The sequence below is a fragment of the Knoellia subterranea KCTC 19937 genome, assembly GCF_000768685.1.
GTDB lineage: Bacteria > Actinomycetota > Actinomycetes > Actinomycetales > Dermatophilaceae > Knoellia > Knoellia subterranea.
Genome location: NZ_AVPK01000005.1, coordinates 227584 through 244461, shown reverse-complemented (window position 1 = coordinate 244461; position 16878 = coordinate 227584). Strand labels below are relative to the sequence as shown.

The 16878-nt window shown below is 64.5% G+C and carries 6 protein-coding genes and 1 pseudogene; 6 read left to right on the top strand and 1 reads right to left on the bottom strand.

All coding sequences use genetic code 11. From position 1 onward, the window contains the following. Positions 1-2658, bottom strand: coding sequence for a hypothetical protein (locus N803_RS10555; protein ID WP_211253497.1), 2658 nt, complete (start codon positions 2656-2658; stop codon positions 1-3). Between the two features lie 205 nt (positions 2659-2863). Here N803_RS10555 and N803_RS10550 point away from each other — a divergent pair, with 205 nt between their 5' ends. The 6 genes and pseudogenes from N803_RS10550 (at position 2864) to N803_RS10525 (ending at position 16822) form a co-directional block, all read left to right on the top strand. Continuing rightward, positions 2864-7795, top strand: a complete 4932-nt coding sequence (locus N803_RS10550; RefSeq protein WP_245617165.1) for a DEAD/DEAH box helicase — start codon at positions 2864-2866, stop codon at positions 7793-7795. After that, positions 7795-8559, top strand: a complete 765-nt coding sequence (locus N803_RS10545; RefSeq protein WP_035904921.1) for a hypothetical protein — start codon at positions 7795-7797, stop codon at positions 8557-8559. Before N803_RS10550 ends, N803_RS10545 begins: the two co-directional genes overlap by 1 nt. 8 nt (positions 8560-8567) lie before the next feature. After that, positions 8568-9224: pseudogene (locus N803_RS19195) on the top strand (sigma factor-like helix-turn-helix DNA-binding protein); the annotation flags it as partial. 276 nt (positions 9225-9500) lie between these two features. After that, positions 9501-10577, top strand: a complete 1077-nt coding sequence (locus tag N803_RS18905) for a hypothetical protein (protein WP_245617164.1) — start codon at positions 9501-9503, stop codon at positions 10575-10577. A 17-nt stretch (positions 10578-10594) separates the two neighbouring features. Beyond that, complete coding sequence (locus N803_RS18900; protein WP_035904919.1) at positions 10595-11800, top strand: DUF6361 family protein; 1206 nt, start codon at positions 10595-10597, stop codon at positions 11798-11800. A 1842-nt stretch (positions 11801-13642) separates the two neighbouring features. Next, on the top strand, positions 13643-16822 hold the full coding sequence (locus N803_RS10525) for a DEAD/DEAH box helicase (protein WP_035904917.1): 3180 nt from the start codon (positions 13643-13645) through the stop codon (positions 16820-16822). Positions 16823-16878: the final 56 nt, after the last annotated feature.

Below are 16878 nucleotides of genomic sequence, written 5' to 3'. Positions count from 1 at the left end.
TCAGTCCAGATCGTCAGGTGTCAGATCGGCGGCCGCATCCATGGCAACCGTCTCGTCATGATCACCGGTGGGCGTGCCATCTGCCGCGGTGTCGAACTGGTCGAAGTCGAGCAGGGGCGGCCATGCCTGCGGATTGAGTTCGCCCCTCTCTCGGCGTTCCGCGAGTTCGTCGGAGTATTCAGCCTCTGCGTCCTCATGCGAGCGACAGCACCAGCGATGCTCATCCGGGGTAGCGGCATACGAACCGTCGTGGCAGTCGGGCTTCGGTGCGCTCGTCCGGTCGGGACCCGGCCGCGTCACGGCCAGTTCGTGACCGGACTTGAATGAGCCGCCGAACCACGCCATGTCCGCGACGACCAGACGATCGCCGACCGACACGACGGGCGCGATCTTCGGCAACCAGGCAAAGGAGCCGTCGGTGGTGGTCTGGTCGTCAGCTTCCAGAGGTCCCACACTCAACTGACCGAATTTGAAACTTCCTGCTTGGACCTTCAGCGTCGTCGCGTCGGCTTCGACGGCGAGGTCTTCCTCGTGCTGGAGCATGGCGATCGTCGTGCCATCGGTGAATCGCCGTGACTTTGGGGCGAGGCGCAGCGGGGTCGTCGATGTGACCTCGGCGAAGGCGACCTCGCGAGTCCCCGCGTTCAGCGCAAGATCGCGAAGCGTGTGTGCGTTACCGAGGGCTGCCAATTGGACCGCACACTTCGAGTCTGCGTCGATGGCGTCGACCTGGTTGTTGCGCCAGAACCACGCGACACGACCGAACCGCACGAGATCCGACGCATGGAGATCCCGGCGCCGGCGCCAGACCTGCTGGGCGGTCGCCTCCAGAGCCTGATTGACGGGCCGCAATTTCGACTCCGGGAGCCGTTCGAGAACCCCTGCCGCGCAGTCCATCACCTCGGCCTTGTAGGTGAGCTCCTCCGTCACCAATTCCTCGTATGCCGTGTCGCCGCCGCGTCGTGCGGCGCGGTGGATCGCGTCGGACCGATCGTTGGTCAGCCGCGCACCCGGGGTGTGAGGGCTATCCGCGATGCCATCAGAGATCTCCCGGTGCTCGAGAGGAGCCGTGGCGCTCGCCCAGGTCACGAGGTAGTCGAGACGACCGTGGTCGACCAGTGGTCCTCCCACCGCAAAATGCCGCTTCATGACGGCGCGCAGGTCAATGAGCAGCCACCGAAGTGTCATGGCCCGGGATCTGTCCTGGTCCAGAAGGAAGCTCACTGCCAACCGCTGGTGATCTGTCAGGGCCTCGGGCACCGTGGCCGGCTCGCCACCCCACGTGAGCGCCTTGCGTCCCTGCTCAAGGTCCCGTTCCCATCGCAGCCGACTCAGTTCGACCCCGGCCAAGGAGTCTGCGATCGAGACGAGCAGGTCGGCTGTTGCCGCATCAGGCAGGACAATGTGCACGGCGGCAGAGTCCTCGCTGCCGTTGGCGGAACTCTCGAGCAACGCTGCGTCGAGGGCCGTGCCCAACGCCGCCATCACAGCCAGTCGTGTGGCGGGCGCCTGTGGGTTGTCGAAGATCTCGAACTTCCACGGCTCGACACCGTCGGCGGCGACCCGCTGGATCCCGATGCCATGGACACCGAGCGCCGCGGCATCCGACTTGGCCAGGACGACACTGATCGTTCCGGGCAGACCGACAGGATCCGTCCGGAGCTGGCCTGTTGAGGACGGAAGCCCGTCGATCGTTGCCATCACCGTCGCCGCGAGCGATTCGGGATCGTCCTTGACCTCACCCGAGCCGTCGATCAGCCCCAGCAACGACGGGCGAAGCTCGGGACGCACCCCTATCTCGATCAGTCGTGACACCGGCTCGGCGCTGTCCCGCACTTGTGAGCGGCAGTAGTTGAACAGCGCGCACGAGACACACGCCGCAGGGTCGAAGGTCAGCTCGAGGTGCTCGACAAACGACGCCACATCTTCGGACGCGACCGGCCACGTCACCGACGAGTCGGCCAGCAGGGCCTGGCGCTCCGCGGCCCGTTCCATCACTTCAATGCAGTGGTCATCGAGCCTTTCAACCACGGCCACCGGCTGGAGGAAGCTGTTTCGCGGCACGGCCAGCGCTCCTGACCGATGGACTTTCATCCCGTCAGGCAGTGATGCCCAGGCCCTTGCCGCCTCGGCCCCCAACGCCACTTGGAGGAAGCCCTTGAGCATCCGCTGGTCATCGATCCGTGAGCGGACCCGCTCATAGTCCTTGGCATCGCCCATGACGAGCCAACTGCCGATGATCGGAGCGTCGCCATCAGCCTCGGCAACTCCACCGTCCTCGGACCGGCGAGGCGCGACCACTGCGAAGTCGGGCTTGACCGGAGTCGCTCCAACCGACGCATGGATCCCGGGATACGGCACCGCCAGACCAGTGATCATCGTGGCCTCGCCCTGGTGCACCGCCTTGAGATGGGCCTGACTCAAGGCCAGCGCCGTCGCCGCCTCGGTCACCTTGCCGTCGGCGCGACGAACGCCCGGCGGCCGCGTCAGCCCGAGCGTTCCGACAGTCGTCGTGAGCAGCTCGGACACGAACTTCTCGTCGCGCACCAATCGCTCGAACACCATGGCGCGCATGAAACGCGCTTCGGGGATGCCGGCCGAGGTGTCCGGCTTGTCCAGATCGGCAGCAAGTGCTCGCCGACTCTTTCCGGTGAGCATTGGGTCGGTGTGACGAAAGCGCTCACAGCCGGCGTGCGCTGACGCTGCGACGGCACTGCTGCCGCCCCCTGTCGCAAGATTTCCCACGAGCCGAACGATAGGACTGGCACCCGACACGCGTCTCGAGAACTCCGCAGGTCAGCGCAACTTTCCGCAATTCGCTGTTCGGCAGGCGACACCTTTTCCCGCTCGGTATGGTGCGCACGTGAGCAGCAGGCGAGGGGCAATCGACACCGTGGTCGAGACGGACAGGGACTTCCTGTTGGGGAAGCTCGACGAAATCTGGAATGAGTTCGGCGAGGACAAGACCGGCAAGGGAAGCGCCTTCGAGAGGCTCATGGCGAGTTATCTCCGCACGGCCCCCGAGTTCTCGGAGCAGTTCTCCGAGGTCTACCTCTGGCAGGACTGGCCAGAGCGCGGCAACGCCCACGACCACGGCATCGACATTGTCGCCAAGGACGAGATCAATGGCGGCTGGACCGCGGTCCAGTGCAAGTTCTACGACCCGCAGTCCTACGTTTCAAAGAAGGACATCGACTCCTTCCTCGCGGCGACTGCGAAGGACAAGTTCACCGGCCGCATCGTTCTCTCGACGGCCAGGGGTTGGGGCTCCAACATCGAGAAGCAGCTCGACGGTCTCACCGTCCCGGTGACCCGGATCGGCATCAACGACCTCCTCGAGAGCAAGGTCGACTGGAGCCAGATCGACTGGCAGGCGCCGCAGACCTATCTCCCGTTGACGGGCAAGAACCAGCTCCGCCCCCACCAGAAGCAGGCCAAGGACGCCGTCATCAACGGCCTCGCCACCCACGACCGCGGTCAGCTGATCATGGCCTGCGGCACGGGCAAGACCTTCACGAGCCTCAAGATCGCCGAGCAACTCGCAACCGACAGCAAGGCCAAGGCGACCACCGTTCTGTTCCTCGTCCCGAGCATCCAGCTCGTCAATCAGACCTTCCGCGAGTGGGCCCAGGAGACCGAGCTCCCGTTCCGTGCCTTCGCGGTCTGCTCGGACGTCAAGGTCGGCAAGGGCGGTCCGAAGCCCAAGGACGATCCCGAGGACATCGCGGTCCACGACCTCATCATTCCGGCGACGACGGACACCAAGGCGCTCGCCGCGAAGATCAAAGAGGCGCACGAGCACGACAAGTTCACCGTCATCTTCTCGACCTACCAGTCGATCGACGTCGTGGCCCAGGCACAGAAGGACGGCGTTCCGGACTTCGACCTCATCATCGCGGACGAGGCGCACCGCACCACGGGCGTCACCCTCGCCGACACCGTCGAGTCGCAGTTCGTCCGCGTCCACGACAACAGCTACATCAAGGCCGCCAAGCGGCTCTACATGACGGCGACTCCCCGCCTCTTCGACCCGAAGGTCAAGGAGAAGGCGGACAACGCCGCTGCCGTCCTCGTCTCGATGGACGACGAGAGCCTCTACGGTCCCGTCCTCCACCGGCTCGGCTTCGGTGAGGCAGTGGAGCGCGACCTGCTCACCGACTACAAGGTGCTCGTCCTCAAGGTTGACGAGAGCTTCGTCGCCGAGTCCTTCCAGAGCGAACTTGCCCAGTCCGGCGAGATCAAGCTCGAGGACGCGGCGAAGCTCATCGGCTGCTGGAACGGTCTGGCCAAGCGCTTCGGCGACGCCCTCACCTCCGACGACCTCGACGGCGACGACCTCACGCCGATGAAGACCGCCGTCGCCTTCGCCGCGAACATCAAGGCGAGCAAGGCGGCGCGCGAGGCATTCCCGAGCATCGTCGACCGGCTCATCTCGACCTACGCCGAGGACGAGGACACCGACGCGGTCCGCGAGCGCAACCGCATGCAGGTCCAGATCCGCCACGTCGACGGGACGATGAACGCCGTCGACCGCGGCAACGAGCTCGCTTGGCTCAAGTCCGGTGCCGAAGAGACAGACAACGTATGCCGCGTACTCACCAACGTGCGCTGCCTCAGCGAGGGGGTGGACGTGCCTGCGCTCGACGCGGTCATGTTCCTGACGCCGCGCGGCTCGCAGGTCGACATCGTCCAGTCGGTGGGCCGGGTCATGCGCAAGGCCCCCGGCAAGAAGCTCGGCTACATCGTCCTGCCCGTCGTCGTCCCCGCTGGGATGTCTCCCGAGGCAGCGCTCTCCGACAACAAGCGCTTCCAAGCCGTGTGGGAGGTGCTCCAGGCGCTGCGCGCCCATGACGACCGCTTCAACGCGATGGTCAACCAGCTCGACCTCAACACGAAGAAGAACACGAAGATCACGATCATCGACACGAGCGGCGGCTCTCGTGGCGGCGGTTCCGGCGATGACTCCACGCAGCTCACGCTCCCCTTCGGGATCGAGGAGTGGCGCGACGCGATCTACGCGCGCATCGTCAAGAAGGTTGGCGAGCGTCGCTACTGGGAGACCTGGGCCAAGGACGTCGCCAAGATCGCCGAGCAGCACATCGCCCGAATCACCGGTCTCCTCGCGGACCCCGAGTCGAAACCAGCCAAGGAGTTCGAGGCGTTCCTCGCCGGCCTGCGGGGGAACCTCAACGACGGCATCACCCAGACCGACGCGGTCGAGATGCTCGCCCAGCACCTCATCACCCGACCCGTGTTCGAGGCTCTGTTCGCCGGGTACGACTTTGCGGCGAACAACCCAGTGGCACAGACGATGGAGCGCATGCTCGCCGTTCTCGACGAGCACTCCCTCGACGCCGAGAACTCCGAGCTCGAGAAGTTCTACTCCTCGGTGCGTGGTCGAGTTGAGGGTGTCGACAACGCAGAGGGTCGCCAACGGATCATCGTCGAGCTCTATGACAAGTTCTTCGCCACCGCGTTCAAGCGGACCGTGGACAAGCTCGGCATCGTGTACACCCCGGTCGAGATCGTCGACTTCATCCTGAACTCGGCCGACGAGGTCCTCCAGAAGCACTTCGGGCAGGGACTGACCGACGAGGGCGTGCACATCCTCGACGGCTTCAGCGGCACCGGGACGTTCATGGTGCGGCTGCTCCAGTCGGGCCTGATCAAGCCGCACGACCTCGCTCGCAAGTACGCGAACGAGCTGCACGCCAACGAGATCCTGCTCCTCGCTTACTACATCGCCGCCGTCAACATCGAGACGACCTATCAAGACCTCATCCGGGGCTCGCTTGACGAGGAGGCGGCGTACGAGCCGTTCCCCGGGCTGGTGCTCACCGACACCTTCCAGTCGTACGAGCACGGCGACGAGGACGACCTGGGCGTCTTCCCCGAGAACAACGAGCGCATCAATCGCCAACGCAAGCTCCCCATCACCGTCATCGTCGGCAACCCGCCGTATTCCTCTGGTCAGGACAGCGCCAACGACAACAACGCCAACGAGAAGTACGAGACCCTCGACGCCGCCATCCGCGACACCTACGCGGCTCGCTCGACGGCAACCAACAAGAACTCGCTCTACGACTCCTACATCCGAGCCATTAAGTGGGCATCACTGCGGATCAAGGACCGAGGCGTCATCGCCTTCGTGACGAACGGCGGCTGGCTCGACTCCAACACTGCTGACGGCATGCGGATAACTCTTGCCGACGAGTTCTCGGCAATCCACGTCTTCAATCTTCGTGGCAACCAGCGCACCGCCGGCGAGCAGTCCCGGAAGGAGGGCGGCAAGGTCTTTGATGCGGGCTCACGTGCGACGGTGGCCGTCACCGTCCTGGTCAAGGACCAAACAGAGACGGGCGCAGCAACGATCCGCTATGCCGACATTGGGGACTACCTCACCCGCGAGGAGAAGCTCGCCAAGGTCGCGGCCACCTCGTCTGTGGGTGGACTTGAGGCCCACTCGCTGACCCCTAACCGTCAGGGTGACTGGCTCAACCAACGACGTGACGACTTCGATTCCTTCATGCCTCTCGGCAGCAAGGACGACAACGTACCGGCCGTGGTGGGTTCCCACTCAAGGGGAGTGATGACTTGTCGGGACGCTTGGGCGTACTCCTTCGGGTCTTCCAAAGTCACCAGCTCGATGCAGTCGACCATCAGATTTTTTAACGAGTTGGTTGACGTCTATGACGGTTCTGGCTCGGCATTCTTTACACGGAAAGGTAACAGCGACCCGGGTCGAATCAGTTGGGATGCGGGTCGTCGGCGAGAGGTTGAACGGGGACGCTCCTCAAAATTCGACGAGGCCTCTATAACCATCGCCTCTTACCGCCCATTCTGCAAAGAGGTCCTGTACTACAACCGGGAATGGAACGAGAGTGTGTACAGAGTGCCGAGCTATTTCCCGAGCGCTCATCATGCTGAAAATGTTGGATTCAGCGTCATCGGCGCCGGAGCCTCCGCGCCATTCTCCCTGCTCATGACCGCCCATATTCCCGATGTACAGCGCATGGGCGCGGGGCAGAACAGCCAGTTCTTTGCTCGCTGGCGGTACGAGAAGGACGACCAGGATGGGTCGCTCTTCGATGCTGGCGATAGCGACGTCGTTGACGGATACCGACGGGTCGACAACATCACAGATGAGGCGCTGGGACGGTTCCGAGCGGCATACCAGGAAGCGTTCACGAAGGACGACATCTTCTTCTACGTGTATGGGCTGCTGCACTCGCCGGAATACCAGGAGACCTACGCGGCCGACCTCAAGAAGATGCTTCCTCGAATCCCGCTCGTCGAGGACGCCCAGCCGTTCGTCGACGCCGGCCGCAAGCTGTCGAAGCTGCACCTCGGGTACGAGTCCGTCACTCCCTACCCGCTCGACGGACTGGACGTGGACGCACCGGACGACGACACGGCATACGAGATCTTCAGGGTCGAGAAGATGGCGTTCGCGAAGAAGCGCGACCCGGAGACGAAGAAGCTCGTCGCCGACAAGTCGACGGTCATATACAACGACCGGATCACGCTGAGCGGGATCCCCGAGGACACGCACCGCTACATGCTCGGGTCGCGCTCGGCGGTCGAGTGGATTCTCGACCGCTACCAGGTGAAGACCGACAAGGCGTCCGGGATCGTCAACGACCCCAACGACTGGAGCCGTGAGGTGTCGGACCCGAGGTACATCATCGACCTGCTCGCACGGATCGTCACCGTGAGCCTCGAGACGATGAAGATCGTCGACGCCCTCCCACCCCTCGCCATCCGCGAGAACCAGAACCCCATGCAGGAGAAGTGATGGTCGAGCCCGTCGAAGAGACCATCCCCGCCGCGGCTGGAGAGTCGTCGCGCCCCGGTCGGATGCTCGAATCCGCCATCACCAAGGCCGTGTCGGTTCAGCAGCCCGCAGTGGACGCCTATATCAACAGGGTCCGCCGAAGTCGCCCCGGCGCAACCCCCGCTGAGATCGTCAAGGGCCTCAACAAGTACTACCTCGCTACCGTGTCGACAACCGGTGGCGCTGCCGGAGCATCGGCATTCGCGCCCACTGGGTTCTCGGTCGGCGCGGCAGTCCTCGATCTGGCGGCCTTCACCGAGGCCTCTGCCCTCTACTCACTGGCGCTTGCGGAGATCCACGGTGTGCCGGTCCAAGATCTCGAGCGACGGCGAACCTTGGTCATGGGTGTGCTCCTGGGCAACTCGGGCAGCAAACTCGTCGAGAAGGCGGCCGGGAGAACGGGCGCGCACTGGGGGCGGCTGCTCACAGCCAGCATTCCCGCCTCGTCCATCAAGCAGGTCAACAAGGTCCTCGGGCACAACTTCGTGACGAGGTACGGCACCCGGCAGGGAGTCCTCGTGATCGGCAAGCAAGCACCTGTCGGGATCGGCGCTGCGATCGGCGCAGGCGGCAACGCATTATTCGGCTACGGGGTTGTGAAGTCAGCGCGCCGCGCCTTCGGGCCACCGCCGACCGACTGGTCGACTCACCTCCAAAGAGACGCGGCGCTGGTGCCTGTCGTCTCCACCTCCGCACCCCACGCAGAGCAAGGCAACGTGGATTGACCAGCGACATGCCTGGTGACCGGAGTATCGAGACGTTCGGTACACGGCACCCCGTGTTGCACCAAGTGAAGGCCTGGCACCTGCTCGGCCTTGAGCTGAGGCCGGTGAGGGAAGCACAGGACTATCGCTTGGAGCTGCAATGGCTCGAACGGCGCGGGATCAGAACGGTCGCGGACCTGCTGGATCTCAGCCCAGCGGATGCCCTGACCTGGCGAGCATTCGGGGTCGGCAAGGTCGAGCGCATCGCCGTGTTTGCCCATCGCGTCGCTCGGCACGCGGAGTCCCAGATCGCGGCCGGGTATGCACCGCAGGCACCTCCAACTGGAGACGGCCCTCAGAACCTGACGCTGGGTGACGCGGTGCATGACCTCACCCTCTTGGTTGAGTGGGCACGGTTCTCTGGGGGCGCTCTCACCGTGGGGGAGGCACTACGCCACCTCGCGGGTGGCGACGCGCCCGCGGACGTGGCGGCAGCGGTCAGTGCCGTTTCGGAGTCGCCCCTTCCTAAGGTCGACATCGATCCACTCCCAGACATCCTTGAGTGGATCGCCGACCTGAGTGCGCGCGACGCCCGCGTGCTCGAGCGGCGACTGATCAGGTTCGAGGGCGCGACTCTCGATGAACTCGGAACAGAGTTCAGCCTGACGCGAGAGCGAATCCGTCAGATCGAGTCGCAACTCAAGACCCGACTCGCGGAATGGGTGGCCTCAGATGAAGGACGGTCCGTTCGGTGGTCACTCCACCTGTTGGAGCGAGGCCTTGGGGCCTGCGCGCCGGACAGCGAGGTGCCCTTGGTCGGTGACGACGGTGGCCACTCGGACGAGTTCGGACTGCTTCTCTATCTCGCGGGCATGGACTGGGACCGCGACAGCGGACTCATTCGTCGGCGTGGGTTCTCCTGGCCCAAGCCGTCGGAAGTCCCCCTCGTCGACAACGGGCCCATGGTCGACGAGGACGCCTTGCGGCTGGACTTGCTCGCAAGAGGAGTTGTGGACCACCACCTGTCCTGGGCCGTTGACCAGATCAAGGGTCTGGGACGGCTCCAGGACACCCTTGTCCTCTGGCCCGGCAATCTCGTGGAGCAGGCCATCGCCGTCCTGACGGTTTCTGGAGTACCCAAGAGTCACGAACAGATCGCGCGGCACATTGGGCGGGACATCAACATCAAGGGCCTCCGCGACCGGCTCTTCCAGGACTCGCGCGTCATCCGAGTCACCAAGGACGACTTCGCTCTTGCTTCGTGGGGGATGCCGGAGTACGGCGGTGTCGTCGCGTCGATGGTGACGCGCATCGAGGAGGTTGGGCCCTGCGTTCTCAGAGAACTTGCGGACCACCTGGCAGAGCGCCATGCGATCAAGCCGGGAAGTGTGACCGCCTATTCCGCGGCTCCCATCTTCGTGCTCGAAGACGGCGTGCTACGCCTGCGGAGGCCTGACGAGCCGTACGTACCCAGCCTCAGGCCCGCCGCAGTCAGGGGGTTGTTCGCCCTGGACGGGGCTTCACGCATTGCCCTGCATGTCCGCGTCGACAAGGAGATCCTGCGAGGAAGCGGGCGTCCGTTCCCGGTCGAAGTGGCCAGTGCCCTCGGGGTCGCCCCCGGTCAGAGTGCGGTGATGTCGAACACCGTACGAGATCTCCCCATCAATTGGTCGGCCTCGAGCCACATGGGCCCGAACATCGGCAGCCTGCGAGCCCATGCCGAAGCCGTTGGTGCGACTGACGGAGACGAACTGCGCCTCGTCTTCGACCGAACCACGCACAGCCTCGACTGCACGCTCTTCGATCCGTCCGTTGCTACGCATCCGTCGCAGTTGCTCGCCCGGGTGCTGGAACTGCCTGAAGAGCTCGTCACTCTGGATGACATGGGAGCGGCAGTTGGCGTAGACCTTGCCGTGTTGGAGCCCACGCTTCGTCGGCGTGGCGACGACGCCATCGCCAACGCGGTATCGGTATTGACTGACACCACGACCGGGTCGGTCAACCCGACTCCGTCGAGCAATTCAGCCGCCATCGACTAGAACGAGGGAGAACCACGGTGGGGTCGTCTATTGCGTGGCTCGACAACACCGTCGAGGAACAACGCCTTGCCCGGGACCTCATTGCTCTGTTCAGCGAGACAGAGTCGCGAGACGAGTTGGGTCTCGGCCAGATCAGGGATGCGTTCAGCGACGCCCTGTTCCCTGGCTTCTCCGTAGTTCAGACACGTGCCCGCTACTACCTCTTCATTCCGTGGTGTTACACACGCGGTTCGGCCAAAGGCTTGTCGGGAGCGGCGGCCAAGGCGAAGGGGCAACGGCAGGAGCGCGCGCTCATCAGCGCACTCAAGACGGAGAACCTCGACGATGACTCGGGGCTGATCGGCAAGCGAGCAGGCGCAGCTCTGCGGACTCTGCCCTCGACGATCTACTGGTCTGGGATGGTCCGGTACGGCGTCGTAGGCAACGTCGCCGATATCGGCCATCTTGGTTTGACTCGCTCCCGTGACGACGAGCCATCCGAGCTTGCGTCGCGATCCCCTCAGGAGTGGGCAGCCGGGGTACCCGAACCTCCGCAGGGTTTTCCGGGGTCCGTCCCGAGCGGCTTCAAGCTCACCGCTGAAGAGGCTGGCTGGCTGAGCGAGCGCATCGAGATGAGTTGCCCCTCAACGCTCCTGGCACATCTGGTCCGCGAAGGCCAGGTCCTGCCGGACGCTTTTGCGACACCTTGGGACGCAGCCCCAGCCGGTCAATTCTCCGAACTGGACCACGCGAGGCTGTTCGCCGTCTCCATGCACGGTGCCGCCCTGCTCTACAACCTCCTCGTCGCCGAGGAGTACGAAAAGGCCGGCTTCACGACGGTCTCAGATCCAGTCGCCCACTACCGAGAGGCGCTGGCCGCGTGGGCGGACGAGGAGATCGCCCCCCTGTCTGCGGACTTGACGGCTTGGGACACCGCGGAGTTCTGGCAGTTGGTGATCGAGCAGAACCCCAACATCAGCCACCGAACGCGCCTTTTCGTGAACACCTGGATCGGTTGGGTCAGGTCTGGGCGTGCGCAACGCGTCGCAGACGATGCAGGCGCACGAGCGTTCGTCCTCGAGCGAGAGCGACGCAAGGGGAAGCAGTCCCGCTTCGTCAACAGGAAACTCCTCGAAGCTTGGTCAGGGAACTCTGGTGGCGGCCTGTTCACGTATCGCTGGGGGACGGTCCGTCGCATCCTCAACGACATCAACGAGGCTAAGGATCGCGATGCTTCCTCCTGACAGCCGCGCCATCCTTTTGGACCACTTGCGCCCCAATGCTGGCTTCGGTTTGGGGGCAGCGGTCGCCACGACCTTCACCCTGAGCCTCCCCGCAGCCGTCATTCCTCCCTTGGCCTTTTCGGCATTTGGAGGATCCGCCGCAAGCGGCGAGGACCCGATCAGCAAGCTCGAAGCTGTACGTTCGGCCGCCAACCGTATCGACATCTTCTGCCAAGCGGGCAACATCGCCCTGCCGGCAAAGGCCGCCGACCTCTTCGCCTTCGTCGAACCGATGGTCCATGCCGTGCGCCGGCCCCCCGGCGGGCTGTTCCATCCAAAGGTGTGGTTCATCCGCTACGACCCTCTGGAGTCCGACGGCGCGGGATCGCCGTCCTCGGAGTTTCGGCTTCTCGTGCTCACTCGGAACCTGACCCATGACCGTACGTGGGACGTCGTTGTCCGTCTCGACTCTGCGGGCCTTACCGCCCGACCTGACCCAGCGAATGCACCACTGGGTGATCTCTTGGCGAGCCTCCCGGGACGGACCGTGAGTGACATGGCACCGGAGCGCCGCGCGCGGGTCCTGAACTTGGCTGAGGCTGCTCGTCGCGTGATGTGGGAGTATCCCGAGCCTGCGACCTTCATGGGATTTCACTACCTCGCTGAGGGGCGAGGGTTGGACCTCGAGGGGCAGAGGCACCTTGTGGTCTCTCCCTTCCTCAACGACGCCGGTCTTCGCTCTGCCACAGAAGGCAGCACGGACGTCACGGTGCTTTCCAGGCCCGAAGCCCTCGAGGAACTGGAGGTCGGCACGGCCGGCGACATCGCGGCATACGTGCTGGACGAAATGGCGGGAATCGACTCAGGTGACGTGGTCGAGAATCCCGCCGAGGGCGACGTGGGGTCCGGCCCTCCAGCCGGTGGTGGGTCACTGCTGAATGGCCTGCACGCCAAGGTCTACGTCGTGGAACCCGATGGCCGGCAGCGACCCCGGCTCCTCATCGGATCGGCAAACGCCACCGACGCGGCCTTCGGCTCCAACGTCGAGTTCATGGTCGAGTTCCAGGGACCCCGGAAAGCGTTCGGGATCGACACCTTCATCGGGCCTGACGGCTCGTTGGCCGGGCTTGCGCGACCGTATGCCGTCACGGGCGGACGGAGCCCGGACCCGCAGGAGGAGGAGCGGTGGGCGCTGGAGAACGCCTTGCGCTCCATAGCCGAAGTCCAACACGAGGTCACCGTCGCCAAGGATGGGGCCTCCACGGAGGGGACGCCGACGTTCGGTTTAAGGGTGACCACAAATCGCGCGTATTCCACGCCCCAAGAGTGGGCCTGCACCGTGGGCCTACTCACGCGGCCCGGGTCAGGGCGGCAGATCGACGCAGCCAAACCGCTGAAGGAGGAGTACACAGGCGTCCAGAAGGCCGACATCACACCCTTTGTGTGGGTGTCTCTGACCGCCCCGTCAGGTCTGTCGGTCAGCACGGTGGTGGTGGCTGAGCTCCACAACGACCCAGAGGATCGACTCGACGTCGTTCTAGCGCGTCAGATCGACACGCCCGAGAAGTTCCTGCGCTTCCTTCACCTGCTGCTCAGCCTTGGAAACGCGCACTGGCTCGCCTCACTCGAGTCGATTGCGGGTGATGGTGAGAGTGGTCCCGTGGGGCGGGCAGGTCAAGGGCCCGGGATCCTCGAGCTGGTGCTGCGTGCCCTGTCCTCGAACGCGTCGGCTCTCGACGACCTCGATGGGCTTGTCCGCCGGCTCATGGCCACTGACGAGGGCCGGAAACTGCTGCCCGACGGCTTCGAGGACTTGTGGTCCGCGGTCGCGCAGGCGCGAACAGAACTGGGAAAGGCGCGAGCATGACCGGCTTCTCCGCAGATCGAGTCCTGGATGGCCTCACCGACTTCCAACGACGGACCGTCCAGCACGTGTGCACCCAACTTCACCGGCCCGAGGGATCCGGCCGGTTCCTCGTCGCCGACGAGACGGGGCTCGGCAAGAGCATGGTCGCCCGAGGTGTCATTGCCAAGACGGTCGAGATGCTGGAGACGAAGGACGACATCGGTCGCATCGACATCGTCTATGTCTGCGCGAACGCCGACCTTGCCCAGCAGAACATCAAGCGACTCAACGTCACCAGCAATGAGGCCGTGGCCTTCTCCAGCCGCCTGACACTGCTGGCGCGACACACTGGCGCCCTGGCCAAGACACAGCGCTCGGGGAAACCCGTCAACCTGGTCTCGTTCACACCAGGCACGTCGTTCGACATGGGGCAGAGCACGGGGACGGTCGAGGAACGAGCGATGTTGTACGTCGTTCTCTGCGACATCTACGAGTTCGACGGCCATCAGAAACGAGCCCTGAAGAGGATCCTTCAGGGAGGCGTGAGGAAGTTGGAGACCTTCGAGAGCTGGACAAGCTGGCTGGAGAAGATCTTCCGGCAGGAGCCGTTGGATCCCGTCATCGTGGATCGCTTCAATCACGAGCTCGCCCTCGGATCCCCATCAATGGATGCACGGCTCCAGGAGCTCCTCATGGCCGTTGGGCGCAAGTCGTCTGTGCCAGGCGCGTGGCTGGACGAACGCTCGGACCTCGTGCGGTCATTTCGACGAGCGTTGGCCCGGGCGAGTGTGGAGAGCCTCGAGCCCGACTTGGTGATCCTGGACGAGTTCCAACGTTTCAGGCACCTCCTGAATCTGGAGTCGGAGGCAGGGGAACTGGCGCACGATCTTTTCAATTACAAGCATGCGAAGGTGCTGCTGCTCTCGGCCACGCCCTACAAGGCCTTCACCTTTGCCGAGGAATCAGGCGAGGACCACGCGTCAGACTTTCTCAGTACCGTTGCCTTCCTCGGGGAGGGACACGGCGACTTCGGTGCCGACTCCTTGAAAGAGCAGCTTGGCCGGTATCGCTCGGCAGTGACGCACGGACAGGACGTCGCGAAGCTGGCAGGCGACATCGGATCCGAACTGCTCAAGGTGATGAGCAGGGCCGAGCGGCCTCAGGTGGACGAGGTCCTGCACCGCACGGAGGTCCTGCGTCCAGCCAGCGGAGTCACGGCGGCGGATCTGATGGGCTTCGCTGCGCTGGGGGAGGTCGCGAATGCGGTCAAGGAGCCGCGCGACTCGGGCCTCGTCACACCGGAGTACTGGAAGTCAGCGCCCTATTTCGTGAACTTCTGCGACACCTACAAACTCGGCGAACGGATCAAGGCGGCCGCTGCTGAGGGTGGGTCCGTCCCTGCGCTGGGCAGGACCCAACGGCTCCGGCGTTCTGCGCTCGAATCGTTCGACAGCGTTGACGGCGGGAATGCCAAGATGCGCGACCTCATGGCGAATACGGTCGACAAGGGCTGGTGGAAACTGCTCTGGGTACCGCCTTCCTTGCCCTACTTCGAAGCAGGCGGCCCGTTCGTTGACGCGGAGGGCATGACAAAGTTGCTCGTGTTCTCGTCCTGGACGGCGACACCGACGGCTGTGGCGTCAATCCTTAGCTACGAGGCAGAGCGCCGTGCGGTGGAGGGCTCGGGTTATGACGCGTACACCACCGAGAGTCGCAAGCGGCAAGCACGCCCGCTGAGCTACACGGCTCGAGAGGGTGCTCCGGCCTCCATGACCACACTGCTTCTCTCGTGGCCGATGCCCGGGTTGGCCGAGGCGGCTGACCCCCTCAGGCTCGTTTCGGCACAAGGTGGGCGAGTGCTCACGTTGGACGAGGCACTGTCCGCCGCCGCGACCAAAATCTCGACAGTGCTGGACAGCGCCGCCGCGAGATCGGACACCAAGGTGCACGACATTGACGGAAGAGACCGCCTGTGGCAGGTCGCCTTCTCCCACGTCGCCGTGTGGCCTGTGGCGCACCCAGAGGAGGCTCGACTGCGTGGCTATGCCGAGGCCCTGGCGGGACGGTCCACCGAAGGGCAAGAGTCCGATGACGATGAGGCGCAGCATGACACCGGCCTCTGGATCCACATCGAGGCGGCCCGGGCGGAGCTGCAATCGGGCGCCCGGCGCGTCACAACCGAACACGTGGAGTCGCTCGCCCGTCTGGCCCTACACTCACCGGCAAACATTGCCCACCGGGCCTTGGCTCGCGTCCTGACGGACGAAGACGCCGTGGATCACAGAGCACACTTCGAAGCGGCCGCGGTGATCGCGAACGGGCTACGTTCCCTGTTCAACCGTCCCGATGTCACCAAGTTGATTGAGAAGGTGACCGACGACGGGCAGGACTATTGGCAGCGCGTGCTCCAGTACTGCGCGTGGGGCAACTTGCAGGCAACCATGGACGAGTACGTCCACCACCTGCGGAAGGATCAATTCGCCGGGACACTGACCGACGCAATCCTGGGCGATTTGGCTCGCGTCGTCGCAGACTCGATCAGCCTGCGCGCCAGCACGTACCAGGCTCTCAACCCGGACGAGATCGCGTCGCCGCTGACCTTCACGCCCAAGTTCGCGCTGCGCTACGGCGGGCGCAAGAACGAAAGCGAGGACAACCGCCAACCCGAGGTGCGGAGAGCCTTCAACGGACCTTTCTGGCCCTTCGTGCTCGCCTCCACATCGGTGGGTCAGGAAGGCATCGACTTCCACTGGTGGTCACACGCGGTCTTCCACTGGAACGTACCGCCCAACCCGGTCGACTTCGAACAGCGCGAGGGCCGGGTCGACCGGTACCGCGGTCATGCGATTCGCCGGAATGTCGCCCACAAGCACGCGGATGCGGTGCGGAGCGCCCCGGGGCGTGACCCGTGGGAGACCGCCTTCGCGTTGGCCACCGACCTCACTGAGAAGTACGGCGACTTCGCCCCGAACTGGGTCTACCCCGGCCCGGCTCGAATCGAACGCCACGTCGCACCCTTTGCTCTCAGCTCGGACGGACCCCGCTATGAACAGACCAAGCGAGACGTCGCGATGTACCGGCTCACCTTCGGCCAGCCACGGCAAGAGGACATGCTGGCCCTCCTACGTCAGCGCGCGGCATCGGGAGCAGACCTCCACCGCGACTCCTACAGGATCGACCTCACGCCGCCTGACTGACCCTCGATGGGGATCGCAATCAACTCCACTGCGGCAGGGTGCCACCGGCCACCGCC

Excerpts from the sequence above, each read along its gene's own strand:
- N803_RS10555 (WP_211253497.1), bottom strand. The coding sequence starts at position 2,658 with ATGCTCACCGGAAAGAGTCGGCGAGCACTTGCTGCCGATCTGGACAAG.
- N803_RS10545 (WP_035904921.1), top strand. The coding sequence starts at position 7,795 with ATGGTCGAGCCCGTCGAAGAGACCATCCCCGCCGCGGCTGGAGAGTCG.
- N803_RS18905 (WP_245617164.1), top strand. The coding sequence starts at position 9,501 with ATGGTCGACGAGGACGCCTTGCGGCTGGACTTGCTCGCAAGAGGAGTT.
- N803_RS10525 (WP_035904917.1), top strand. The coding sequence starts at position 13,643 with ATGACCGGCTTCTCCGCAGATCGAGTCCTGGATGGCCTCACCGACTTC.